Annotated in this window: 22 protein-coding genes; 10 read left to right on the top strand and 12 right to left on the bottom strand. The window is 67.8% G+C overall.

Features of this window, described 5'->3' with window-relative positions:
• The first annotated feature begins 14 nt into the window (after window positions 1-14).
• From treS to OG921_RS07170, 3 genes are all read left to right on the top strand, one after another.
• Window positions 15-1,853, top strand: a complete 1,839-nt coding sequence (gene treS, locus OG921_RS07160) for a maltose alpha-D-glucosyltransferase (RefSeq protein WP_266111697.1) — start codon at window positions 15-17, stop codon at window positions 1,851-1,853.
• Window positions 1,850-3,226, top strand: coding sequence for a phosphotransferase (locus OG921_RS07165; RefSeq protein ID WP_266111698.1), 1,377 nt, complete (start codon window positions 1,850-1,852; stop codon window positions 3,224-3,226). Before treS ends, OG921_RS07165 begins: the two co-directional genes overlap by 4 nt.
• A gap of 68 nt (window positions 3,227-3,294) precedes the next feature.
• Window positions 3,295-4,056 (top strand): SDR family NAD(P)-dependent oxidoreductase, encoded by a 762-nt coding sequence (locus OG921_RS07170; RefSeq protein ID WP_266111699.1) that lies wholly within the window; start codon window positions 3,295-3,297, stop codon window positions 4,054-4,056.
• 5 nt (window positions 4,057-4,061) lie between these two features.
• Here the strand turns inward: OG921_RS07170 and OG921_RS07175 are convergent, their stop codons facing one another.
• The 3 genes from OG921_RS07175 to OG921_RS07185 are packed head-to-tail and all read right to left on the bottom strand — an operon-like array spanning window position 4,062 to window position 6,995.
• A complete protein-coding gene (locus OG921_RS07175) occupies window positions 4,062-4,958 on the bottom strand; it encodes a DNA-3-methyladenine glycosylase (RefSeq protein WP_266112262.1) in 897 nt (298 codons plus the stop codon).
• A gap of 57 nt (window positions 4,959-5,015) precedes the next feature.
• Window positions 5,016-5,978: a DUF389 domain-containing protein gene (locus OG921_RS07180; RefSeq protein ID WP_266111700.1), complete on the bottom strand. Its 963-nt coding sequence runs from the start codon at window positions 5,976-5,978 to the stop codon at window positions 5,016-5,018.
• Between the two features lie 21 nt (window positions 5,979-5,999).
• A complete protein-coding gene (locus OG921_RS07185) occupies window positions 6,000-6,995 on the bottom strand; it encodes a pirin family protein (protein ID WP_266111701.1) in 996 nt (331 codons plus the stop codon).
• A gap of 407 nt (window positions 6,996-7,402) precedes the next feature.
• On the opposite strand from OG921_RS07185, the gene OG921_RS07190 reads away from it, so the two are divergent.
• Entirely contained in the window at window positions 7,403-9,298 is a 1,896-nt protein-coding gene (locus tag OG921_RS07190) for an ABC transporter ATP-binding protein (protein WP_266111702.1), read from the top strand.
• Between the two features lie 12 nt (window positions 9,299-9,310).
• Here the strand turns inward: OG921_RS07190 and OG921_RS07195 are convergent, their stop codons facing one another.
• Window positions 9,311-10,306: an acryloyl-CoA reductase gene (locus OG921_RS07195; RefSeq protein WP_266111703.1), complete on the bottom strand. Its 996-nt coding sequence runs from the start codon at window positions 10,304-10,306 to the stop codon at window positions 9,311-9,313.
• 118 nt (window positions 10,307-10,424) lie between these two features.
• Between OG921_RS07195 and OG921_RS07200 the strand changes: the two genes are divergently transcribed.
• Complete coding sequence (locus OG921_RS07200; RefSeq protein ID WP_266111704.1) at window positions 10,425-11,288, top strand: hypothetical protein; 864 nt, start codon at window positions 10,425-10,427, stop codon at window positions 11,286-11,288.
• Between the two features lie 8 nt (window positions 11,289-11,296).
• Here OG921_RS07200 and OG921_RS07205 read toward each other — a convergent pair whose 3' ends face one another.
• Window positions 11,297-11,725: a nuclear transport factor 2 family protein gene (locus tag OG921_RS07205; protein ID WP_266111705.1), complete on the bottom strand. Its 429-nt coding sequence runs from the start codon at window positions 11,723-11,725 to the stop codon at window positions 11,297-11,299.
• 100 nt (window positions 11,726-11,825) lie between these two features.
• Between OG921_RS07205 and OG921_RS07210 the strand changes: the two genes are divergently transcribed.
• Window positions 11,826-12,323, top strand: coding sequence for a MarR family winged helix-turn-helix transcriptional regulator (locus OG921_RS07210; protein ID WP_266111706.1), 498 nt, complete (start codon window positions 11,826-11,828; stop codon window positions 12,321-12,323).
• On the opposite strand, the gene OG921_RS07215 is transcribed toward OG921_RS07210, so the two are convergent.
• Both OG921_RS07215 and OG921_RS07220 read right to left on the bottom strand, forming a co-directional pair.
• On the bottom strand, window positions 12,296-12,961 hold the full coding sequence (locus tag OG921_RS07215) for a response regulator transcription factor (RefSeq protein WP_266111707.1): 666 nt from the start codon (window positions 12,959-12,961) through the stop codon (window positions 12,296-12,298). The genes OG921_RS07210 and OG921_RS07215 overlap by 28 nt on opposite strands.
• A complete protein-coding gene (locus tag OG921_RS07220; RefSeq protein ID WP_266111708.1) occupies window positions 12,958-14,229 on the bottom strand; it encodes a sensor histidine kinase in 1,272 nt (423 codons plus the stop codon). Before OG921_RS07220 ends, OG921_RS07215 begins: the two co-directional genes overlap by 4 nt.
• A gap of 170 nt (window positions 14,230-14,399) precedes the next feature.
• On the opposite strand from OG921_RS07220, the gene OG921_RS07225 reads away from it, so the two are divergent.
• A complete protein-coding gene (locus tag OG921_RS07225) occupies window positions 14,400-14,771 on the top strand; it encodes a hypothetical protein (protein WP_266111709.1) in 372 nt (123 codons plus the stop codon).
• A 9-nt stretch (window positions 14,772-14,780) separates the two neighbouring features.
• Here OG921_RS07225 and lon read toward each other — a convergent pair whose 3' ends face one another.
• The 3 genes from lon to OG921_RS07240 form a co-directional block, all read right to left on the bottom strand.
• Window positions 14,781-17,108 (bottom strand): endopeptidase La, encoded by a 2,328-nt coding sequence (gene lon, locus OG921_RS07230; protein ID WP_266111710.1) that lies wholly within the window; start codon window positions 17,106-17,108, stop codon window positions 14,781-14,783.
• Between the two features lie 185 nt (window positions 17,109-17,293).
• On the bottom strand, window positions 17,294-17,698 hold the full coding sequence (locus tag OG921_RS07235) for a glyoxalase/bleomycin resistance/extradiol dioxygenase family protein (RefSeq protein WP_266111711.1): 405 nt from the start codon (window positions 17,696-17,698) through the stop codon (window positions 17,294-17,296).
• An 88-nt stretch (window positions 17,699-17,786) separates the two neighbouring features.
• The gene (locus tag OG921_RS07240) at window positions 17,787-18,731 is read right to left on the bottom strand and encodes an NAD(P)-dependent oxidoreductase (protein WP_266111712.1); all 945 of its coding nucleotides are present in this window, start codon (window positions 18,729-18,731) and stop codon (window positions 17,787-17,789) included.
• Between the two features lie 141 nt (window positions 18,732-18,872).
• Between OG921_RS07240 and OG921_RS07245 the strand changes: the two genes are divergently transcribed.
• Window positions 18,873-20,180, top strand: a complete 1,308-nt coding sequence (locus tag OG921_RS07245; protein WP_266111713.1) for a lipase family protein — start codon at window positions 18,873-18,875, stop codon at window positions 20,178-20,180.
• 24 nt (window positions 20,181-20,204) lie between these two features.
• On the opposite strand, the gene OG921_RS07250 is transcribed toward OG921_RS07245, so the two are convergent.
• Window positions 20,205-21,188, bottom strand: a complete 984-nt coding sequence (locus OG921_RS07250) for a nitronate monooxygenase family protein (RefSeq protein ID WP_266111714.1) — start codon at window positions 21,186-21,188, stop codon at window positions 20,205-20,207.
• Window positions 21,189-21,316: 128 nt separating this feature from the next.
• On the bottom strand, window positions 21,317-22,045 hold the full coding sequence (locus OG921_RS07255; protein WP_266111715.1) for a phytanoyl-CoA dioxygenase family protein: 729 nt from the start codon (window positions 22,043-22,045) through the stop codon (window positions 21,317-21,319).
• A 69-nt stretch (window positions 22,046-22,114) separates the two neighbouring features.
• On the opposite strand from OG921_RS07255, the gene OG921_RS07260 reads away from it, so the two are divergent.
• A complete protein-coding gene (locus OG921_RS07260) occupies window positions 22,115-22,630 on the top strand; it encodes a peroxynitrite isomerase (protein ID WP_266111716.1) in 516 nt (171 codons plus the stop codon).
• A gap of 220 nt (window positions 22,631-22,850) precedes the next feature.
• A complete protein-coding gene (locus tag OG921_RS07265; protein WP_266111717.1) occupies window positions 22,851-23,789 on the top strand; it encodes a nitroreductase family protein in 939 nt (312 codons plus the stop codon).
• Window position 23,790: the final 1 nt, after the last annotated feature.

Genomic DNA, 23,790 nt, shown 5'->3' on the forward strand with positions numbered 1-23,790 from the left:
TCCCCGAGGTGTGCATGGCCCCCGAAGATGCACGAGCCGGTACGACACCTGTCGCCGAGCACACCCCCGACGGGCATCTGGTCGAGGTCGACGCGGCGGATTTCCACCATGCGCAGCCGCTGCAGGTGGATTCGCAATGGTTCAAGAAGGCCGTCTTCTACGAGGTGCTCGTCCGGGCGTTCAGCGACGGTGACAACAACGGCAACGGTGACCTGCGCGGTCTGACCGATCGCCTCGACTACCTCTCGTGGCTCGGCGTCGACTGCCTGTGGCTGCCGCCGTTCTACGATTCGCCGCTGCGCGACGGCGGCTACGACATTCGCGACTTCCGTGCGATCCTGCCCGATTTCGGCACTATCGACGATTTCGTGGTGCTGCTCGACGAAGCGCACCGCCGCGGTATCCGGATCATCACCGATCTCGTCATGAATCACACCTCGGACACCCATCAGTGGTTCCTCGAATCCCGCGCCGACCCGGACGGCCCGTACGGGGACTACTACGTCTGGGCCGACACCGACGAGGGCTACGCCGACGCGCGGATCATCTTCGTTGACACCGAGGTATCCAACTGGACCTGGGATCCGGTCCGCGGGCAGTACTACTGGCACCGCTTCTTCTCCCATCAGCCGGACCTGAACTACGACAATCCCGAAGTCCAGGAAGCGATGATCGACGTGCTGCGCTTCTGGCTCGATCTCGGTATCGACGGCTTCCGCCTGGACGCGGTGCCATACCTGTTCGAGCGGGAGGGCACCAACTGCGAGAACCTGGCCGAGACGCACGCCTTCCTCAAGCAATGCCGCAAAGTGGTCGACGACGAGTTCCCGGGCCGAGTGCTGCTTGCCGAGGCCAACCAGTGGCCCGCCGACGTCGTCGAGTACTTCGGCGAACCCGAGCAGGGCGATGAATGCCATATGGCGTTCCACTTCCCGCTGATGCCACGCATTTTCATGGCGGTGCGGCGACAGAATCGTATTCCGATCTCGGAAATCCTGGCCCAGACCCCGGCCATCCCGTCATCCGCACAGTGGGGCATTTTCCTGCGCAACCACGACGAGCTCACCCTCGAAATGGTCACCGACGACGAACGCGACTACATGTACGCCGAGTACGCGAAAGACCCGCGGATGAAGGCCAACATCGGCATCCGCCGCAGACTCGCGCCGCTGCTGGAGAACGACCGCAACCAGCTCGAACTGTTCACCGCGCTGCTGCTGAGTTTGCCGGGTTCGCCGATGCTCTACTACGGCGACGAGATCGGCATGGGCGACAACATCTGGCTCGGCGACCGTGACTCGGTACGGACGCCTATGCAGTGGACGCCGGACCGCAACGCGGGCTTCTCCCGTGCCGATCCCGCGCGGATGTACCTGCCGGTCATCATGGATCCGACCTACGGCTATCAGGCTGTCAACGTCGAAGCACAGATGAACTCGACGAACACGCTGTTGCACTGGACCCGCCGAATGATCCAGGTACGCAAGCAACATCCGGCGTTCGGGCTCGGTACGTTCACCGAGCTCGGCAACGACAATCCGTCGGTGCTGACCTATCTGCGCGAGTTGGAGCGGCCGAACCAGGACCGCCGGTTCAGCGAGGTCATCCTGTGCGTGAACAACCTCTCCCGGTTCCCGCAGGCGGTGATCCTCGACTTGGACCTGTTCCACGGCCGGATCCCGGTCGAGCTCACCGGGTCCATCCCGTTTCCGAAGATCACCGGCCCCGAATACATGATCACATTGCCCGGGCACGGCTTCTATTGGTTTGCGCTGCAACCCGATCCGGCCGACGAGGGGATGGCCACCGGGCAACCGGCGAGCAGCGAGGCCGAGGCGGCGGTGCAGCCGTGACCGCCGCCGACCTGCCATTGCCCGATGACGCCGCGCTGGCCCAACAGATCGCGGCGTGGCTGCCCGCGCAGCGCTGGTTCTCCGCGAAGAACCACCCGATCGTGCGCGTCGACCTGCTGCAGCGCGTACCGATGCTGCGCGAAAGCGGCATGGCCGCAGATCATCTCGTGATCGAGGTAGCATTCCGGGACACGGATCCGTTGTCCTTCCAGCTGCCGATCGGGTACCGGCCCGGACCTGCCGACGACTTCGCCGAGCATGCGTTGTCGGTATCGCCGCGCACGGTCGTCTACGACGGACTGCGCGACGAGCGGATCATCGCGCGGTACGTGCGTGCCCTCGCGGGGGCCGAGTCGGTCGGCCCGCTGCGGTTCCATGGTCTCGCGGGCACGGCGGTCGACCCCGCCGCGCACGGCCGTATGCTGAGCGCCGAACAATCCAATACCACCGTGGTTTTCGGTGACAACCTGCTGGTGAAGTTCTTCCGGCAGATCTCGATCGGGATCAACCCCGACGTCGAGTTGCACCACGCACTCGGCGAACTCGACTGCCCCTACGTGGCACCGTTGCGTGGCTGGGTCGAGGCGGACCTGGAGGGCGTCACGACCACGTTGGCGATGGCACAGGAGTTCGTCGGCAACGCCTCGGACGGCTGGCGGCTCGCGTTGACCAGCGTTCGCGACCTGTTCGCCGAGGCCGATCTGCACGCCGCCGAGGTCGGCACCGATTTCGCCGCCGAAGCGGAGCGCCTCGGCGCGGCGGTGGCGCACGTACACGCCGACCTTGCGCGTGCGCTCGGTGCCGCCGAACAGCCGTTGACGTCGTCGGTCCTCGACACGCTCCGCCGCAATCTCGACGTGGCCACCCGGGTGGTGCCCGAACTCGCCGAACATCGGGACGCGGTGCTCGCGGTGTACGAGGAGGCCGCCAAGAGCGGGCCGACCCCGGTCCAGCGCATCCACGGTGACCTGCACCTCGGGCAGGTGCTGCGCGCCCCGGATCACTGGCTGTTGATCGACTTCGAGGGTGAGCCGCTCAAACCGGTCGTGGAGCGCCGGCTGCCGGACAGCCCGCTGCGCGATGTGGCCGGCATGCTCCGGTCCTTCGACTACGCGGGGCATCAGCCGCTCGGCGACGGCCTGCCCGGCGAGTCGCAGCGCAAATACCGGGCCCAGGAATGGGTTTCGCGAAACAGTTCCGCATTCTGCGACGGCTATGCCGCGGTGGCGGGCACCGACCCGCGCGAGCAGTCCGCGCTGCTGCGGGCGTACGAACTCGACAAAGCGGTGTACGAAGCGGCCTACGAGGCGCGCAACCGGCCGACGTGGTTGCATCTGCCGCTGCGTGCGATCGGTCGGCTGGTGGTGGCGTAGCTCGTCGGCCCCGTAACGGCTGCTCGTATTGTCGGTCGAGAACATCGCCGAGCAGAACAGGAGCAGACATGACCGAATCGACGCCGAGGGTGGCCGTGGTCTCGGGTGCGGCCAGGGGAATCGGAGCGGCAATTGCCACCCGGCTGGCCGCCGACGGACTCGCGGTCGGCGTCCTCGACCTCGACGAGGGTGCCTGTGGCACCACCGTCGACACCATCAAGGCGGCCGGTGGCTCGGCCGTGGCGCTGGGCGCGGACGTCTCCGACGAGGCGTCGGTGGAAGCCGCGATCAACCGGCTCGCCGAGGAACTCGGTGGCCCGACCGTCGTGATCAACAATGCCGGTATCACCCGGGACAACCTGCTGTTCAAGATGCCGGTGTCGGACTGGGATGCCGTGATGAACGTGCACTTGCGGGGCGCGTTTCTGCTCACCCGTGCCGCCCAGAAGTACATGGTCGACGCGAAGTGGGGCCGCATTGTCAACCTGTCGAGCGTGTCGGCGCAGGGCAACCGTGGCCAGGTGAACTATTCGGCGGCGAAGGCAGGCATGCAGGGCTTCACCAAGACGCTGGCCATCGAGCTCGGCAAGTTCGGCGTCACGGCGAACGCGATCGCGCCCGGTTTCATCGTCACCGATATGACCAAGGCGACCGCCGAGCGCGTCGGAATGAGCTTCGACGATTTCATCGCGGCCAACGCGGCGGCCACGCCGGTCGCTCGGGCCGGCGAGCCCGACGACATCGCGCACACCGCGTCGTTCCTGGTCAGCGAGGGTGCGGGCTTCGTCTCCGGGCAGGTTATCTACGTTGCGGGTGGCCCGCGCGACTGAGCCGGCTAGTGCTGCCGATGGTCGGTGACCGGCGTTCTGGGGCCGAACTTCGGCAGCACCACCTGCCCGCTCACCTCGAGCAGCCGGACCGCGCGATACCGATGCGGGCGCAGCGGCTCGAGATACTCGACCATCGCGTCGTCGTCGAGCGGGTTGCCGAGCAGTGTCCAGCCGACCATCGACGCCAGATGAAAGTCGCCGACCGACAACGCATCCGCGTCCCCGAATGCGCGCTGCGCCACCTCGGCGGCGGTCCACACTCCAATGCCGGGCACGGTGCGCAGTCGGCGCTGGGCCTCGCCCGGGGTCAGCCGGGCGCCTTCCTCGAGCCGGCCTGCGACCCGGGCCGCGGTGACGATGGTGCGGGCGCGGCGCGGATCGACGTTGGCGCGATGAAACTCCCACGACGGGACGTGCCGCCACGTCTCGGGGCTCGGCGGCACGCGCATGCTCTCGGGAGCCGGGCCGGGCGCGGGCTCGCCGAAGCGCCCGACCAGTCGCCGCCACGAGGCGCGTGCCGCGATACCGTGCACCTTCTGTTCGAGGATCGCGGGCACCAGCGCCTCGAAGACCCGGCCGGTGCGCAGCATGCGCAGGTCGGGGTGGCGCCGGTGCGCCTCGACGATCTTCGGATGTTCGGGCGCGAAATCGTCGAGCCGCTCGTCGAGGCACAACATGACGGGTAGCTCGTCGAGGAACTCGGCGGCGCCCCGGCCCCAGGCCTGCGCATGCACCTCGTGCCGGCCGCACTGGCGCAACCGGTAGGTCACCGGTCCGGTCGGCATCCGGGAGGTACGCCAGGTCGCGCCGTCGGTGGTGGTGCGGTGGCATGGATCGCCGCGGCCGCGGCGCAGCGGCGCGAGGGTGGCCGCGAGGTCGACCGGGAGCGGAGTGCGCAGCACGCGTTCCGAGGCAAAGCTCGCGGGACTTGCCGAGCGCCCCGAGGTCACAATCGCAGCCTAGAGCATCCGATACGGCCTGGTCATGGCCCGCGGACGGCGCGGGGACACCCGCGACCACACGGCGTTCTGCACGGCGAGCGTGGCCCAGCCGGCGATCGCCATCCCGGACAGATTCAGGGCGAGCTGGGCCATGCTGCCCCACACCTCGCTGCCGGCGCCGAACGCCGTGCCGAGCGCGATGTTGCCCGCCGCGGGCACGGTGGTGACCGAGATGAACACACCGGATAGCCCGCTCACCCGCGCCGAGGTCAGGGACAACACCCCGGCCGCGGCGGCGATCACGGCGACGATGAACGACCACTTGTCCGGGGAGTAGATGAAGTCGGTTTCCGGCCTGGGCCCGGTCACGTCGTCGATGGTGATCCAGCCGAGCGCGCGCCAGACCAGAGCAATCAGTGTGGTTGTCACGATCGCGACGACGAAGCCGATTACCAGGGTGCGCGCCGCGAGCCCGAACAGCACGAACCGACGTCTGACAAGCGCGACGCCGAGCGCGGCGATCGGGCCGAACTCCGGCCCGAGCACCATCGCGCCGATCACCAGGATCTGTGAATCGGCGATAATGGCGATGCTCGCGATGATCGTGGCCAGCGTCAGGAAACTCAGGAAGGTCCAGTTGAGCTCGCTCTCGTCGTAGGAGCGCTGCGCCACCTCCGCCCACACAACGGCGTCCGCGCTGCTGCCCGGAGTGCGCACCTCGGCGTCGAAGCCGGCCTGCGACATGAAGGTGGGCACCGGATCTATTTCAATGCTGCCCTCGCGATGCACCTTGGTCGCGCGCAGCCGCTCCACGATGTCGTTGGCGCCCTCGCGGGCGATGTCGGCCATGACGACGTCGCCGGGTGGCCGCAGCGCTGCGCCGCGCATGACCGCGAGGCCGCTGACCGCCGGATCGGAGTCGAGGACATCGACCACGGCCTCGGTCAGCGCCGCCGGAGACAGGATGCGCAGGTGCAGCACCCCCACAGTGTGGGCTGTCGGTCAGCCTCTCGGCTTGAGCGACACGTTTGGCAGCACCGGCGCGGGAATCGGGCCGCCGCGATACCCGGGCACCTTCCCGAATCGCGTCCCGTCGGGTGTACCGGCCCCGCCACCGATTTCGGCCTGCCACTGGCGGCGGTAGGCGTTGATCTCCTCGGTGGTGCGGCCGACGAAGTTCCACCACATGATGATCTGTTCGCCGAACGGTGCGCCGCCGAGCAGCAGCAGGCGGGTCGGCGCTGCGGTCGGGTTGTGCAGGATCAGCTGGTTCCGGCCCGGCGCGAGGTAGCCGAGCTCGGCGCGGTCGAGCCGCGTGCCGTGCAGCAGCAGCGCTCCGGTGTCGATGAGCACACCGTGCTCGAAGTGCTCATCGACGTCCAGCGTGACTTTCGCACCGGGCTCGACGGTGATCTCGGCGCCGAGCAGCGGGCTGAACGTGTGCACCGGCGAGGTGTCCCCGGCAAGTGTGCCCAGAAACACATTCAGTCGTGCGCCGGGTACGTCGAAGGGCGTCGGGGCGTAGTGCGCGAACCCGGGGGCCATGTCGCGTGCATCGTCCGGCAGCGCGAGCCAGAGCTGCGCTCCGTGCAAGGTCGTGGTGCGCGGTGTGGAAACCTCCGAATGCGCGATGCCGTGCCCCGCGGTCATCAGGTTCAGCTCGCCGGGACGCACCATCGCGTGCACGCCGGTGCTGTCCCGGTGTTCGATCTCACCATCGAAAAGCCAACTGACGGTTTGTAATCCGGTGTGCGGGTGCGGCGCAACGACCATTCCGCCGGTTTCGGCGACGTCGTCGGGTCCATAGTGGTCGGCGAAGCACCAAGCCCCGATCAGCGACCGCTTTCGCTGCGGGAGGGTGCGTCGCACCGGCATCGCTCGCAGCCCGCCGAGGGGGACGCTGCGCGGGGTGAGCACCTCGACCGGAGCATCGGGCTGCTCGGGTTCGGCGGATTTCGGGCAGGTGACGACACCTGCCGTGGCTTCGAGATTGCTCATCAGACCATTCTGCGCCTGCCCCCGAACGTCGGGCACGGTTTGTCGATGGGGGTACCGTGGATCGAGTGTGCGCGCACCGGCAGCGCTCTCCCTGCGTGACCAGCGCTGTTGCCGAAGGGGACTTGGTGCGCCGAAGCGAAAGGGTTGTTCATGATTACGAACGCGCTCAACTGGATCCTGGGGACGTGGGGAAACCTCTCCGCGGGAAGCAGCGGCTACTACATCACGCCGGGCACCCTGCCGTTCGGTAGCTGAGCCAACTGCAGCAATGCCCCGGAGCACGCGCTCCGGGGCATTTTTATGTCTCGGACCCGGTGCTGCGCCCGCGCGCTTGACCTCGAGTTAACTCGAGGTCTTAACGTCCGGTGTCAGTGCTTCACTTGGAGGGGCACGACGGGAGACATGGGATGAGCATCGAATCGGTGGCGTGGAACCAGATGTACCGGCGAATGAACTCGCCGGGCGAGCGGCGGCCGTTCCGGCGGGCCACGCTGCGGCGGATCGGCGGGTTCGCGCGGCCGCACAAGCGGATGCTCGCTGGATTCCTGGTGCTGAGCGTGGTCAGCGCGATTCTCGCCGTCGCGACTCCGGTGCTGGCCGGGCGCGTTGTGGACGCGATCACCGAGGGCTCCGAGTCGGCGGTCGTGGTCCGGTTGGCCCTGCTGATCGCGCTGATTGCGGTGCTGGACGCCGGGCTCGGCCTGGCCACCAGATTTCTGTCGGCGAATATCGGCGAGGGTTTGATTCTCGACCTGCGCACCGCGGTGTTCGACCACGTGCAGCGCATGCCGATCGCGTTTTTCACCCGCACTCGCACGGGCGCACTGGTGAGCCGGCTGAACAACGACGTCATCGGCGCGCAGCGAGCATTCAGCGACACGCTGTCCGGGGTGGTGGCGAACCTGGTCACGCTGGTGCTGACCCTGGTCGTGATGCTCGGCATTTCGTGGCAGATCACGCTGCTCGCCCTGCTGCTGCTCCCCGTTTTCGTGCTGCCCGCGCGCCGGATGGGAAATCGGCTGGCCGGCATTCAGCGGGAGGCGGCCGACCACAACGCGGCGATGAGCACCCAGATGACCGAGCGGTTCTCCGCGCCCGGTGCGACGCTGGTCAAGCTGTTCGGCCGGCCCGCGCAGGAATCCGCCGAGTTCGCCTCGCGGGCCAGCCGGGTCCGCGATATCGGTGTGCGCACCGCGATGGTGCAGACCGTGTTCGTCACGTCCCTCACGTTGGTATCGGCGCTCGCAGTGGCGGTCGTCTACGGGCTCGGCGGCTTCTACGCGCTGCGTGGGCAACTCGACGCAGGCTCGGTGGTGGCGCTGTCGCTGCTGCTGACCCGGCTCTACGGCCCGCTCACCGCGCTGGCGAGCGCGCGGGTGGAGGTGATGAGCGCGATGGTCAGCTTCGAGCGGGTATTCGAGGTGCTCGATCTACCTCCGCTGATCACCGACAAGCCCGATGCGCGGGCAGTTCCGGCCGGGCCGGTTTCGGTGGAACTCGATGACGTCCGGTTCGCCTACCCGGCGGCCGACAAGGTGTCGCTCGCCTCGCTCGAGGAGGTGGCGACGCTGGACACCCGCGGCGGAATCGAAGTGCTGCACGGGATTTCGCTGCGAGCCGAGCCCGGACAGGTGGTCGCACTGGTGGGGTCGTCCGGGGCGGGCAAATCGACCATCGCGCAACTGGTTTCGCGCCTGTACGACGTCGACTCCGGCGCCGTCCGGTTGTCCGGCATGGACGTGCGCGACCTGTCCGCGCAGGCGATCCAGGATACGGTCGGCATGGTGACCCAGGACGGGCACCTGTTCCACGACACCATTCGGGGCAACCTGCTGCTCGCCAGGCCGGCGGCGGCCGAGGCCGAGTTGTCCGAGGCGTTGCAGCGCGCACGGCTCGCCGAGCTGGTGGCATCGCTGCCGGACGGTCTGGACACCGTGGTCGGTGAGCGCGGCTACCGGCTGTCCGGCGGTGAGCGACAGCGGCTGACGATCGCGCGACTGCTGCTCAAACAACCCCGGGTGGTGATCCTGGACGAGGCAACGGCGTCGCTGGATTCCACTTCTGAGGCCGCGGTGCAGGAAGCGCTCGGTGAAGCATTGGCCGGGCGAACCGCGCTGGTGATCGCCCACCGGCTGTCCACCATCCGCGCCGCCGACGCGATCCTGGTGGTCGAGGACGGCCGCGTGATCGAACGCGGCACGCACACCGAATTGCTGGCGGCGCGGGGGCGCTACGAGGAGCTCTACCGCACGCAGTTCCAGGAGGATGCGGCCGGCGGCCCGGAGTACGCGACCGCGGGTTGACGCCCCGAGGGGTCAGAACCCGTTCGCTACGTCCACAACCGCGCGGCCGGTGCGCTCGCCGCGCTTGATCTCGGCGAGCACGCCGGCCACGTCGCGGACCGGCACCCCACGTTCCAGATCGCCGAGATGGCGCGGCTTCAGGTCGTCGGCCAGGCTCGCCCACACCCGGCGCCGGATTTCCATCGGGAGTTGCACCGAGTCGATGCCGATCAGGTGGACACCGCGCAGGATGAACGGCAGCACCGTGGTGGACAGGCCGATACCGCCGGTGTTGCCGCTGGCCGCGACGGCCGCGCCATAGTCGAGCGTGCTGATCACGTAGGCGAGAGTCGCGCCGCCGACACAGTCCACCGCGGCCGCCCACTGGGATTTGCCGAGCGGACGCGGTTTGGCGTCCGGGTCCTCGGGCAGCCGGCCGATCACCGATGCCGCGCCGAGGCTGGTGAGCAGGTCCTTCGCGTCTGCCTTGCCGCTGGACGCGACCACCTCGAAACCGGCGGCGGCGAGCAGATCAACGCTCACGGTGCCGACTCCGCCGCTGGCGCCGGTGACCAGGACGGGGCCGTCGCCGGGGGTGAGTCCGCGGTCGAGCAGCGCCTGCACACTCAGCGCCGCGGTGAACCCCGCGGTGCCGATGGCCGCGGCCTCCCGCGTGGTGAGACCGTCGAGCTTGACCACCCCCGCCGAGGGAACCCGGGCGAGCTCGGCGTAGCCGCCGTGCCGTGCCGTGCCGACGTCGTATCCGTGCACGAAAACCTGGTCGCCGACGGCGAACGAATCATCCTCGGCAGCAACGACTTCGCCGGCAACGTCGATGCCGGGCACGATGGGGTATGCGCGCACCACGCCACCCTTCGGGGTGACCGCGAGCGCGTCCTTGTAATTCACGCTCGAGAAATGCACCTTGATCGTCACTTCGCCGGCAGGGAGGAAGTCCTCCTCGACCTGCTCGGCGGCGAGCACGATCTCGCCCTCGGATTCCCGGGCAACCATTGCGGAGAACGTCATGGGAACGAATATACGGGTGGGCCCGAGCAGCCATTTTTCGCACTTTCACCCGGCCTGGCGCCATTGCGGACGAATAATGGGTGCTCAGGACAGGTCGCAACGAGGCGAGGAGTGTCCGATGCCGGATTGCCCGATTGCCGACGAGACCGCGGCGGGCATCGCGACCGCCGAGCGCATCCTCGCCGAACGCCGCAGGTTCGGGATCCGGGAGGATCGCCGCGGACTGCTCGTCGCCGAGGGCGACTCGTGGTTCGACTACCCGCGCCGCGACATTCTCGCGGCGCTGCAGGACGACGCCGGCTGGGAGATCGTCTCGGTCGCGCACCTGGGCGACACGCTGGAGTCGATGTCCTACAACGATGCTCAGCTCACCGGCCTCGCGCGGCAGCTCGAGTGGGTGCGCGCCCGCGGCGAGACACCGGTGGCGATCCTGCTTTCGGGCGGTGGAAACGACTTTGCCGGGCCCGAATTCGGAGTGTTCATCGGCCACCGCAACAGCGCCAGGCCCGGCGCCGACGAGGCGATCCTGGCCGACTTCATCGGCTGCCGAATGCAGTCGGCGCTCGCGCATTTCGTCGGCGCAGTCACCCGGATGTGCGAGTCACTGTTCGATCGCCGCATTCCGATCCTGGTGCACGGCTACGACTACCCGGTGCCCGACGGCCGCGGCTTTCTGGGCGGATGGGGTCCGCTGCCCGGTCCGTGGCTCGGTCCGAGTCTGGAAGCGAAGAACTTCACCGACTTGGCGGAGAAGAAGCGGATCGCGGCACGAATCGTCGACCTGTACAACGCCATGCTCGTCGAATTCACCGGACGTCCCGAGGCTGCGCATGTCCGCTACGTCGACCTGCTCGGCACTCTGCATACCGGCGACGACTACCGCGACTACTGGGCCAACGAACTACACCCGACGGGCCACGGTTTCGACCTGATCTCGGGAAAGTTCGCCGCGGAGCTCGACCGGATTGCGTTGCCCGGATAATCCGCCGGTCAGGCGGAAATGGTGCTGCGCTCCCACACTGGTGTGATGCCGACGCGGCGCAATCGCCAGCCCTCCGAGGTGCGAATCCCGTCGAACCGGTAGCGGACGCCGATAGTCCGGTGGATGTGCCGATGTTCGGCTTCGGGTACGAGAGTGACCACGGTGTTTGCACCGATCACCGCGGTATCGCCGTCGACATCGACCTGCACATCCCCGAAAAGATGTTGCGACGCTTCGTAATCCTGGTGATTGCGACGCACCTGGGCGATCACGGCCTCGATGCCGTGGGCGGTACCGCCGGGCGTGATTGCCTCCGCATCGGCGGTGTAGATCGCACGCATGCCCTCGAACGCCTTCTGGTCCAGGTTGCGTCCTACCGAGTGCACGAGACTTGTCAGTTCGGCACGGTCGATCATGTCGGTCAGTCGTGCAGGCATTTCCACTCCTCGACGAATATTTGTTGGTCACGCCAACGTTGGCAATACCAACGGTAGCACCAGATTGTTGGTGTCGCCAATGGTTAGTACGATCGAGGTCATGACCGAGCCCGACGAACCACCATCCCGGGTGCGGGAAGCACCGACGTGGCTCGTCGGTCAGGTGGCGGCACACGCGCGACGACTGCTACGCGAGGGGTTCGCCGCGGTCGACTCGAGCGGCTACCAGTACCGCCTGCTCGCGGCTCTGGCCGAGTTCGGCCCCGGCAGCCAGGCATCGCTCGGCAGGCGCACCGAATTGGATCCGAGCGATGTGGTGGCACGGATCAACGAACTGGTCGACAACGGCTTCGTCGACCGGACGCCCGATCCCGCGGACCGTCGCCGCAACATTGTCAGCATCACGAAGTCGGGAATTCGCCAGCTGCGCAAGCTGGAGCGGGCACTCGACGGTATCCAGGAGGCACTCGTCGAACCGCTCAGCACCGACGAGCGGCACGATCTCGTACGGCTCCTTGCTCGGCTCGATGCACATCACCGGGGAATCGGGCGTAAGCGCGACGGAACCTCTCAGACGCGCGGTGCGACGATGCCGTGATCGAACGCGTAGACGATCGCGGCGGCACGGTCGCGCAGTCCGAGTTTGGCGAAGATGTGACCGACGTGGCTCTTCACGGTGACCTCGGAAATGTGCAGGTCGGATGCGATCTCGGAATTGGCTCGGCCACGGCCGATGAGCGCGAGGACATCGCGCTCGCGCGAGGTAAGTTCGCCGGCGGCAATACCGGCAACGCCCCGCGCGGGCGCGCTGCGATAGGTGCTGAGTACCCGAGCGGTGACCGCCGGATCCAGCCAGGACGCGCCACCTGCCACCGTGCGCACCGCGCGGATCAGTTCCTCGGCCGGTGAGTCCTTGAGCAGAAAGCCGGCGGCGCCGGCGCGGAGCGCGCCCGAGAGCAACTCGTCGTCGTCGAAGGTCGTGAGTACGAGCACCGGTACGGGATCGGGGCCGCGGCTGATTCGCTCGGTCGCCTCGATGCCGCCGACGACCTTCATGCGCAGGTCCATCAACACCACATCGGGGGAATGCGTCGCCACGGCGGCAGACACCTCGGCGCCATCCGCGCATTCGGCGACGATGGTGAAGCCATCCTTACGGCGCAGAATCCGGCGCAAGCCGGAGCGGACCAGATCTTGATCGTCCACCAGCAGGACGCCGACGTCGGGCGCGGTCATCGCCACTCACCGAAGGTGCAGGTGTGCCCGGCGGCGGAGTTTTCGGGCTGATAGGGGATATCCGCGCGGACCTGCCAGCTGTCCCTGGTCCGGCCCGCCGTCAGCGTGCCGCCGACCAGCCGCGCACGCTGCTGCATTCCGATCAATCCGGATCCGCCCTGACTTTGCTGACCGAAAACCTTGCGGGGCAAGTCATTTCCGATGATGAGTGTGCTGCCGGTCGAACCCATCTTCAGGGTTATCCGGGTCCGCGCACCGGACGCGTGCTTGGCGACGTTGGCGAGTGACTCCTGCGTGATCCGGTACAGGCACAAGCCGACCGTGTCCGGCACGAGCTTCGAATTGCCGCGGATCGCGGATTCCACCGGTAGGCCGGCGCGGACGAAATCGTCGATCAGAGTTCCGATGTCACCCACTCCCGGCTCCGGCGCATGGTCGGCCGGTCCCTCGCGTAGCAGTCCGACGGTTCGCCGGATATCGCTCATCGCCTGCCGGCCGAGGCGTTCCGCGTCGATGAGCGCGTCGATCGCTTCGGCTGTGTCGTTGTCTTCCTGCAGTGCCCGCCGAGCGGCCGTCAGGTGCAGCATCGTCACGCTCAGCGAATGAGCGACCACGTCGTGCACTTCGCGCGAGATGCGTTGCCGTTCCGCGCTCGCGGCCTGATCCGCCCTCGTCAGCTGCGCCAACCGCTCCTGCTCCAGCAACCGGAGCTGCGTCTGCAGAACGAACCCGATCAGCCAGCCCAGCGCCGTCACGGTGATGTAGACGGGAACGAATTCGAGCCGGCCCAGCAACGCCGGAACGATCAGCGCGGCCACCGCAACGGCAGCGACGAGCAGGCTGACCCGAACGCTCGCCATCGCGGCGATCTCGCCCACGATCAACACCAGGATGAACGGCGCGACATCGGCGTACGCGGGCTCGAGCAGGATCAGCGAGGCTCCGACGATCGCGCCCGCGGACAGTCGGAAGAACATTTGTCCGCGGGTGGGTATGAAGTCCTTGCGGAAGAGCATCGCCACGAGGGGCAGGATCGTGATGAGACCACCGAGGAGTGCCACGCCGGGTGGGAAGAAGCCGTCGCGTTGTGCCACCGCGACGATGGCGATGACGACCATGGCGACATCGGAGACGATGACCACCGCCGGCGTGTATTCGTGCGGCATCTCGGCCATGCGGCGGGCGATGTAGTCGACGGCCTTGGCCGGAACCATCCGGGACCGCAGCGCCTTCTCCGTCACGGCGCTCACGGGTGCGGCGACCTTCATCAGGCCAGCCTAAGGCGGACGGGGTGCGGACCGCATCATTCCGGGAGCGGTCGTGGACTCCACCCCTGGTAGGAGGAAAAGTAGCGACCGGGGGACGGCGCGCGAGCAACGGGTGGTCCATAGCGTTGGGGCATCGGGATTTCGCCAGCGAACTCGGGAGGGGAACGAGGATGTCGTGGACGGATCTACACCAGCGCAACGCAATCATCGATGAGGTGCTCGCACGAGCGGAGCGCAATCCCGATGACCCGGAACTGTTCCGGGACCTACCCGATCTCGACCGGCTGTTCGGCGGCATCGACGGCCTGCTGCTGACGCTGCAGTACCGGTGGCGCAATCATGTGACCGCGCGGTTGGATCTGGCCGAAGAGAAGTTCCTCGATCCGCAACAGGTCGTGGCCGACCTGGCCGCCGAGCAGCCTGCCTTGCGGGCCGTGCTGGACCGGTGGCAGGCCCCGACACGAGTGGCCGCGCCGAGTGCGCGAGGCCCGCGACGGCGGAGGGGACCGTCGCGGGCATCGCAGTACGTGCACGTGGCGTAGGGCTTTCGCCTACGCGGCGGCGGTACCCAGCGCGGCGGCCGGCTCGATCGCGTAGGCGAGGATCTCGGCGACGTCGCCGACCGGCCGCACATCGAGTGCGTCGAGCACGTCCGCCGGAACATCGTCCAGGTCGGGCTCGTTGCGCGCCGGGATGAAGACGGTCCTCAGGCCGGCTCTCTGCGCGGCGAGCAATTTCTGCTTCACCCCGCCGATCGGCAGCACCCGCCCGTTCAGCGTGACCTCGCCGGTCATGCCGACATCCGAACGCACCGGTCGTCCGAGCGCGAGCGACACCAGCGCGGTCACCATCGTGACGCCGGCCGAGGGTCCGTCCTTGGGGACGGCCCCCGCGGGCACGTGCACGTGGATCTCGCGATCGAGTGCACCCGTGTCTGCGCCGATATCGGCGAGGTGCGAGCGAACGTAGGTCAACGCGATCTGTGCGGACTCCTTCATCACGTCACCGAGCTGGCCGGTGATCTTCATCGCGCGATCGCCGTCCGTGGCGTTCGCCTCGATGAACAACACGTCGCCGCCGAGGCCGGTCACTGCGAGTCCGGTCGAAACGCCGGGCACCGCAGTGCGTTCCGAGGACTCCGGCGTGAACCGGGGGCGGCCCAGGAACTCCTTCAGGTCCGGCACATCGATGGCGATCGCGGCCGGATCGACTTCAGTGCCGAGCTTGGTCGCCGCCTTGCGCAGCGCCTTGGCCAGCAGCCGTTCCATTTGCCGCACACCGGCTTCCCGGGTGTAGTTCGCCGCGATCTCGCGCAACGCCGCGTCGGTCAGCGACACCTCGTCGGTGGTCAGCGCCGCGCGTTCGAGCTGCCTCGGCAGCAGGAAGTCGCGGGCGATGGCGACCTTGTCGTCCTCGGTGTAGCCGTCGACGGTGATGAGCTCCATCCGGTCCAGCAACGGGCCCGGGATGGTGTCCATGACATTGGCGGTGGCGATGAACAGCACGTCGGACAGGTCGAGATCCAGGTCGAGGTAGTGGTCGCGGAACGTGTGGTTCTGCGCCGGGTCGAGCACCTCGAGCAGGGCCGCGGCGGGATCACCGCGGTAGTCCGAACCGACCTTGTCGATCTCATCCAGTAGCACAACAGGATTCATCGAGCCGGCTTCCTTGATCGCGCGCACGATCCGGCCGGGCAATGCGCCGACGTAGGTGCGCCGGTGACCGCGGATCTCCGCCTCGTCCCGGACACCGCCGAGTGCGACGCGAACGAACTTGCGGTCCAACGCCCTTGCCACGCTCTCGCCGAGCGAGGTCTTGCCGACCCCGGGCGGACCGACGAGCACCATGACGGCACCCGAACCGCGTCCGCCGACTATTTCGAGCCCGCGCTGCGCGCGCCGGGAGCGGACCGCGAGGTACTCGACCATTCGGTCCTTCACCTCGTCGAGGCCGTGATGATCGGCGTCGAGCACGGCCCGGGCAGCCGAAACATCGGTTTTGTCTTCAGTTTTCACTGTCCACGGCAGTTCCAGCACGGTGTCGAGCCAAGTTCGGATCCAGCCCGTCTCCGGGCTCTGGTCGCTGGACCGCTCGAGCCGGTCGACCTCGCGCAGCGCCTGCTCGCGTACCTGCTCCGGCAGGTCCGCGGTCTCGACCCGGGTGCGGTAGTCGTCGGCGCCGTCGGGTTCGCCTTCGCCGAGTTCCTTGCGGATCGCGGCAAGTTGCTGGCGCAGCAGGAATTCGCGCTGGGATTTCTCCATGCCTTCGCGAACGTCGGCGCCGATCTTCTCGGTGACCTCCGCTTCGGCGATATACGCCTTGGTCCACTCGATGAGTGAGGTCAAACGCTGCGCCACATCGGGTGTCTCGAGCAGTTGCCGCTTCTGCTCGTCGTCGAGGTAGGGCGCGTAACCGGCGGTGTCGGCGATCGCGGACGGATCGGTCAGCCGGTTGACGGCGTCGATGATCTGCCACGCCTCGCGCCGTTGCAGCACCGAGACGACGAGCTTCTTGTATTCGGCCGCGAGTTCTGTGGTGCGACCGTCGGTGGTGCTGTCCTCGACGAGTTCGGCCTCCACCCACAAGGCAGCGCCCGGCCCGGTCACGCCGTGCCCGATCTTCGCGCGCTCCTCGGCCTTGAGTACGGCGGCCGGCGTGCCGCCACGCATGCGGCCCACCTGTTCGATGGACGCGAGCACGCCGTAGGACGCGTAGCCCTCGTCCAGTCGAGGCGCGAGCAGCACCTTGCTGTCGCTGCCGGCGCGAGCCGCGTCGATCGCCGCCTGGGACGATTCGTCGAGTTCGATCGGCACGACCATGCCGGGCAGCACGACCGGTTCGGTCAGGAAAAGCACTGGTAGACGCAGTGTTGAAGTCACGTTCGTTTGCCCTCCAAAGTTGAGCGATACCTACTCAACCCCGGGAGGGTATGGGTTTGTTCCGTGGGTTTGTTCGCTGTGAGCGGAGGGAGTTGAGCTCCGGTCGCCCGGCACAGCGTCGTGCGGCCGATCACTGCCACCAGGCTCGACGAGCGCCTCGTCACGCTGGGGTGTTCGCCGGCGACTCAGTCGGCTGGGGTGTTGATAAACCACCTGTGCCCGAACGGATCGCGAAATGCAGCCACGCGCCCGGCAGGTGGTTCGTCCTCGGGTTCGCGGTCCAAATCGACACCCGCCGCGGTTACCCGCGCAACGAACGCGTCCACATCCGGCACCGTCAGGTGCAGTGAGACGGCGTTCCCGCGAGCCGGGTCCGGGGGTGCCACGCCGGCGCTCTCGAACTCATCGGCCATCATCCAACCCGCGCCGCCGATGGCGAGTTCGACGTGACCGATGCGTCCATCGACCATCACGATCGGTTCGTAGGTGATTTCGGCGCCGAGCACGTCGATGTACCAGTTGATCGCCGCGCGCGCGTCGGCCACGCAGAGATAGGGAGTCAATGCGCTGCGAAACGGTATCTCGGTCATGGGTCCAGCCTCGGTGGGTTGCATCAAACCCTAGTCCAGGTGCCGCCCGGACCGGGTCCTTTCATGGGATCCCGCGTGCGAGTGCCGCTCACCGCAGCCCGTGTACGAACCCCTCCCGCCAGCTCGGATACCTGAGCTGCCAACCGAGTTCGCGCTTCGCCTTGGCGTTGGACGAGCCGCGCAGCTCGCTCATCATCACCGCTGCGGCTTCGCCGCCGGCGATTCGGGCGAGCCAGAGCGGAACGTGCAGTGGAGGTTTGGCGCCGAGCGCGTTGGCCAGGAAGGGGAGCCACTCGGACACCGGGGCGGGTTCGTCGTCGACGACGTTGTATGCGCCGCGACTACCTTGCTCGATCGCCTCCGCTGTGGCACTCGCCGCGTCGACCACGTGTACGAATGACCACACGCCGGTTCCCTTGCCGGCGAGCGGCATCCGGCGCTTGCGGATGGCCTCGGCCATATCCCCGAGCGGATCGAGACCCATCGAGGTGCCCGGGCCGTAGAAGCCGCCGTAGCGCAGCGTGATGCCCTCGGTCCAATCGGCGCCCGCGACCACAGCTTCGAGATGCCTGATCGCTGCGTTCGACGTCCGAATGGTTGCCGGTGGCGCGCTGTCGAGGGGGTCGTCCTCGGTTTTGATCATGCCGCCGGTCCGTAGATACGCCAGCGGTGCGAAGCTCTGCGCGACGAAACGTTTGACGCCGACCTCGCGACCGGCCGCGAGCAGGTGGTCGGTGCCCTCGGTGCGCAGGCGGTTCGTCAACGCGAAACCGCTCTCCATCCGGCGCGGATTGAACGCTCCGATCGCCGTCAGTTCGTGCACGATGACGTCCGGTTCCGCGTCCGAGACCGCGCGCATGACCGCACCCGGGTCCAGCGCGTCCGCCACCACGGGCCCGGCCCCGAGCTTGCGCAGCAGATCCTGCTTGGCCGCAGTGCGCGTCATCCCGGTGACCTCGTGGCCCCGTTCGACGAGTTCGGCTATCAACGGCCTACCGAGCGCGCCGGTCGCTCCGGCGACAAAAACCTTCATTTTGGGCTCCTCTCTCGGGTCTTGCCGATTGGACGAGACAGGCAGGCAATGTGTGACAGACCGGTGAAAACTCCGGACAGCGCCACACGTCGTTCCGTACTGTCCATACCGGCGGTAACGAACTGGCTTCCGGGGGCGCCCATGGTCTCGCGAACGAATCGAGTGCTGGCGTGGCTGGGCGTCCTGCTGCTCGCGGTGGCCGTGGCCCCGCTGGCAGCGAGTGCCGCGAGCGCGGCACCGAACGATTTCTACGCCATTCCCGATCCCCTTCCGGGCGGCCGGGCCGGTGATGTCGTGCGCACACAGCCGTTCCCGCTCGCCCTTCCCCTGCCGGCGAGCGCGCGGCGAATCATGTACCTCAGCAACGACACCCATGACCAACCGGCCGTCGTCACCGGGACGTACCTGAAGCCGACGCAGGACTGGACCGGACCGGGGCCGCGACCGCTCGTCGTCGTCGCACCCGGCACGCAGGGGCAGGGCGATCAGTGCGCGCCGTCCAAGCTGTTCGGCGAAGTCGCGCACTACAGCCCGCCGACCGATTTCTTCACCGGTTACGAGGTTTCGACGGCGTTCGCGCTGCTGGCGCGCGGAATGGGTGTCGTGGTCACCGATTATCACGGACTCGGCACCGGCTACATGCACGACTACGTCAATCGGTTGGCCGAGGCGCACGCGGTGCTCGACGCGGCGCGCGCCGTCGATCGGCTCACCGACACCGGCTTGCAACCCCGTCCACCGGTCGCGATCTTCGGATATTCGCAGGGTGGTGGCGCCGCTGCCGCGGCGGCGGAACTGCAGGGCAGCTACGCGCCGGAACTCGACGTCAGAGGTACGTACGCGGGCGCCCCACCAGCCGATCTCGGCGCGGCCCTCGCCGCTCCCGCGCTCGACGGCGGTTTCGGCCTCGACCGGGTTGGCGGCACCGCTGCGGGATTACTCGGATACGTGCTCAACGGGCTCTACGCCGATTATCCGCAGACCCGCGGCGAGATCGATGCCGCGCTCAACCCGGCAGGCAAGGCGATGCTGGCGGTCGCCGCACAGACCTGTGTGATCGAACTGAGCTTGCTCGAGATGTTCCGCCATTCGACGTCGTTCACCACTGATGGCCGCAGTGCTGGCGAGATCACCGCGACCGCACCGAATCTGCGTGCCGTGCTGCAGGCACAACGGATCGGCGGGCTGAAACCCGTTGCGCCGGTGCTTATTGCCGGCAGCGTCAGCGACGATGTCATCCCGTTCGGGCAGGTGCGGCAGCTCGCGGTCGACTGGTGCGCGCAGGGCGCAACCATCCACCTCGACAAGACCGACGCGATTCCGCCGGTGCTACCGAGCACCGCGACCGGCCATCTGCTCGAGGCGCTCCCGGCGCTGGTTGCGGCGGCGAACTGGGTGGTCGACCGGTTCGAAGGTCGGCCTGCACCGAACAATTGTGGGGTCTTGTAGTAGCGCCTCGCGCAGTACTCGGCCTCAGCCCGGCGAAAGCTGTTCCAGCGCTTCCTTCGCCGACACGACACGCTCCATCCGGAGCGCGGACTCGCCGGCATACAGCGCCGAACGTTCGATCCATTCGTCGGGAAGCCCCCGCACCGGGGCGGCCGGGCTGAAGACCGGCAGACCGGGGCGCTGCCACTGCAGCACGCCGGACTCGTCGCCGCCGGCAGCGAACCGGGCGAGTGGCGAACTCTTCGCGCTGAGCAGCGACGGCAACCGCGATGCCTTGCCGGTCGTGTCGCACCACCGGTCGGTGGCGCGGTTCGGGACCACCCGGTGCCGCGCGGGCCAGCTCAAGCCGAAAAGCGTTGTCTCCAAAGTTTTCCGCGACGAAAGTACGCGTTGCTGGTATGCCGGGTGCGCGGCGGACTCGTGCGTCAGTAGGAACCGGGTGCCTGCGACGACACCGGCAGCACCGGCGTCCAGCGCGGCTCTCGTGTCGCCGCTGGTGGCTATTCCCCCTGCCCGGAAGACCGGCCGCGTTCCGGCCGAAGCTATTGCCCGCGAGAGGAATTGATCGCCGGACTCGTATCCGGCCAGGTGGCCGCCGGCCTCGACGCCCTGCGCGATCAGGCCGTCGGCGCCCCAGGCGACCGCGCGCCGGCAGTCCTGTTCGGTGCCGACGAGGACGAAAACGAAGATGTTCGCCTCCTGCAGTTCGCGGACCAGCATGGCGTCGCCGCCGAACGCGAGCACGACCGCATGGACCTTGCGACGCACGCACACCTCGACATGCCGACGCTTGGCGAACGGCATCAGCAGGTTCACTGCGACGGCGCGGCCCGGTGCCGAGTCGTGCACCCGGTCGATCGCGGCTTCGAGTACGTGGGGGCCGGTGAAACCGATCGTGCCGAGCCCACCCGCGGCGGCGACCGCGGCAGCCAGTTCTGCCGGTGCCATCGACCCCATCCCGGCCTGTGCGACGGGTACGTCCATATGTAGTCGGTCGAGTACATCCACGAGGTAGCTCCTACCGTTGAAATGGTCTTCTCGGAATTGGAGAAAGGGGCTCTTTCCAAACGGTTGTCGTCTTATCCTCTGCCCATAGCGAAATCCCCGCCCAACCGGGTCGGGTGGGCCGAGCTCGATCAGGCCCCCGCCTGCCGCCACACCTGCGCGAGCGCCGATGGCGTCTCCGGGCCGAGGGGCTCGCGTAGAAAGAACGGCGTCTGCGCCATGAACCGCGGCACCGTCCCGCGATGCTCGTCCGCGGCATGCACGGTGAACGGGTGCAGCACGTACATATCCCCGGGCTGCCCGGTGGCGAGTGCAACCGGTCGATCCGAGCTCGCCGCCGCGAGCCGCGGGGCGAATTCGAAGATATCCACCGGGTCTGCGGTGAGCACCCGGGCGACATCGCGGTGCGAGCCGACGCGGATCCGGGTGGGCGCGTCGTGCGGGCCGACTTCGGCGAGCAACGTGAGCACGAGGACCGTGTGTGGACGGCCGCTGACCGCCCAGCTGCCGTCGGACAACGTCGTGTTCTGATCGATGTGCCAGCCGCGGTCATCGACCGTGGCAGGTACCGGGAACCGCACCGGAATCGTGCCGAGCGCGCTGCGGGCCACCCAGCCGGCGGTGCCGCACACCGCGTCGAGCGCGGCGGCGAGCAGCGGACTCGAGCAGAGTTGCGCGAACGGCCCGGTTCCCGACAGGTCCTGGGTCCACACCACGGGCGCTGTCCACGATTCGGGTGCATCCGGTGACAACCCGATCTGGTGCCACAACAGGTCGCGAGCACCATCGGCGACCGCACGCGGCACGGCCTGCGCGACCTTGATGAAGCCGTCGGCGATGAATGCGTCGATATCGATCATCGAGTTGAAGCATGGCGGACGCGATCGGTGCACGCTACCGATTTTCCGGGCCCGGCGTAGGGTGACCGAGTGCCCGATCTGCACCCCGACCTTGCCCCGCTCGCCCTGCTGCTCGGCACCTGGTCCGGTCGCGGTGCGGGTGAGTATCCGACGATCGAGTCGTTCGACTACCTCGAAGAGATCACCTTCGGTCATGTCGGCAAGCCGTTTCTCGCCTACGGGCAGCGCACCAGGGCCGCGGACGACGGCCGGCCACTGCACGCCGAGACCGGCTACCTGCGTGCAGTCCGAGCGGATCGCATCGAATGGGTATTCGTCCACCCGACGGGTGTCACGGAAATCGAGGAAGGCACCCTTGCGGTGTCGGGTGCCGCGCTGGAACTCGACCTCACAGCCACTCGGATCGGGCTGACCAGTACGGCGAAAGAGGTTACCGCGCTACGACGTTCGTTCCGTATCGACGGTGACGAGCTGACCTACACGGTGGACATGGGCGCGGTCGGACAACCGCTGCAGCACCACCTTTCCGCGACCCTGCGACGCACTCGAGCAAAGCAGACGAATATCGAAGGGAGCAACGGATGAGCGACCGCGCCGCTGTATCGCGCACGGCGCTGGGAGCAGGCGCAGCAGTACCTCGCGGGATCGCTCACCGACGACGCGCTGTCCGAGCAGGAGCTGCGCGACGCGCTGGCCGGGGTGCCCGAGGTGGCCTGACGCAGCGATCTTGGTGCCAATGGACCCTTTCGGTAGCGGTCACCCGGTGCCAAGGTGGAAGTGAGCCACACGATTGAAGGTGAGCGCAATGGCGCAGCACACCACGATGGACTCGGCCGCGGTCGAGCGGGCGATCGAACTCGCCACCCGAGCGCCGTCCGTGCACAACACCCAGCCTTGGCAATGGCGGGTCGGGCATACCGGTATCGAACTTTACGCGGATCCGGCGGTCTCGCTTCCCAACGCCGACCCGGACCGCCGTGATCTGACGCTGAGTTGCGGTGTCGCACTGCATCATTTGTGTGCCGCGTGTGCCGCAGCCGGATGGGCCGCCCAGGTGCACAGGATGCCAAGGGTGTTCGAACCGAACCACCTTGCCAGCATTCGGCTCGTGGCTCAGGTGCCTACCGACGAGGACATCTCCACCGCTGCCGCGATCACGCAGCGGCGCTCCGACCGGCGCCCGTACAGTGCGTGCCCGGTCCCGCCGCAAACCGTGCGCTCGCTGATCGACGGTGTGAGCGGGCACGGGGTCATTGCTCGCGCAGTGTCCGCCCCTGCGACTCGCGCGTTCGTCGCTGCCGCGCAGCGGGCCGCGACAAGGCGGCACGATAGTGACCCGGACTACCGCATCGAGCTCGCCACCTGGAGCGGCGGTGCGCACGGCAGCGTCGACGACGGGATCGCGCCGCAATCCTTCGCGATCGGCAAACTCGCGGAGGGTGCCGCTTCCGTCGGCGAGGGGTCGACGTTCATCGTGATCGGCACCGAGTGCGACGACATACTGGCACGGCTGCGCGCCGGTGAGGCCGCGAGCGAGCTCCTGCTGACCGCGACGATGCTCGGGTTGGCGACATGTCCGATCACCGAGCCGCTCGAGTTCCCCGACATTCGAGCAGCGATCGGGCGCGAACTGCTGGATGGTCAATATCACGGGCAGCTGCTCATCCGGATCGGATTGCCGGCGGAGGGCGCCGCGGCGTTGCCGCCTACTCCGCGCCGGAGTGCCGCCGCTGAAAAGCGTTGAG

This window comes from Aldersonia sp. NBC_00410, from assembly GCF_026342035.1.
Classification (GTDB): domain Bacteria; phylum Actinomycetota; class Actinomycetes; order Mycobacteriales; family Mycobacteriaceae; genus Aldersonia.

Bases quoted from the DNA above. Each gene is read 5' to 3' on its own strand.
- OG921_RS07205 (WP_266111705.1), bottom strand. From the start codon at position 11,725: ATGCCTGCACGACTGACCGACATGATCGACCGTGCCGAACTGACAAGT.
- OG921_RS07190 (WP_266111702.1), top strand. From the start codon at position 7,403: ATGAGCATCGAATCGGTGGCGTGGAACCAGATGTACCGGCGAATGAAC.
- OG921_RS07170 (WP_266111699.1), top strand. From the start codon at position 3,295: ATGACCGAATCGACGCCGAGGGTGGCCGTGGTCTCGGGTGCGGCCAGG.
- OG921_RS07220 (WP_266111708.1), bottom strand. From the start codon at position 14,229: ATGAAGGTCGCCGCACCCGTGAGCGCCGTGACGGAGAAGGCGCTGCGG.
- OG921_RS07245 (WP_266111713.1), top strand. From the start codon at position 18,873: ATGGTCTCGCGAACGAATCGAGTGCTGGCGTGGCTGGGCGTCCTGCTG.
- OG921_RS07200 (WP_266111704.1), top strand. From the start codon at position 10,425: ATGCCGGATTGCCCGATTGCCGACGAGACCGCGGCGGGCATCGCGACC.
- OG921_RS07255 (WP_266111715.1), bottom strand. From the start codon at position 22,045: ATGATCGATATCGACGCATTCATCGCCGACGGCTTCATCAAGGTCGCG.
- OG921_RS07215 (WP_266111707.1), bottom strand. From the start codon at position 12,961: ATGACCGCGCCCGACGTCGGCGTCCTGCTGGTGGACGATCAAGATCTG.
- OG921_RS07195 (WP_266111703.1), bottom strand. From the start codon at position 10,306: ATGACGTTCTCCGCAATGGTTGCCCGGGAATCCGAGGGCGAGATCGTG.
- treS (WP_266111697.1), top strand. From the start codon at position 15: ATGGCCCCCGAAGATGCACGAGCCGGTACGACACCTGTCGCCGAGCAC.
- OG921_RS07210 (WP_266111706.1), top strand. From the start codon at position 11,826: ATGACCGAGCCCGACGAACCACCATCCCGGGTGCGGGAAGCACCGACG.
- OG921_RS07225 (WP_266111709.1), top strand. From the start codon at position 14,400: ATGTCGTGGACGGATCTACACCAGCGCAACGCAATCATCGATGAGGTG.
- OG921_RS07185 (WP_266111701.1), bottom strand. From the start codon at position 6,995: ATGAGCAATCTCGAAGCCACGGCAGGTGTCGTCACCTGCCCGAAATCC.
- OG921_RS07235 (WP_266111711.1), bottom strand. From the start codon at position 17,698: ATGACCGAGATACCGTTTCGCAGCGCATTGACTCCCTATCTCTGCGTG.
- OG921_RS07265 (WP_266111717.1), top strand. From the start codon at position 22,851: ATGGCGCAGCACACCACGATGGACTCGGCCGCGGTCGAGCGGGCGATC.
- OG921_RS07240 (WP_266111712.1), bottom strand. From the start codon at position 18,731: ATGAAGGTTTTTGTCGCCGGAGCGACCGGCGCGCTCGGTAGGCCGTTG.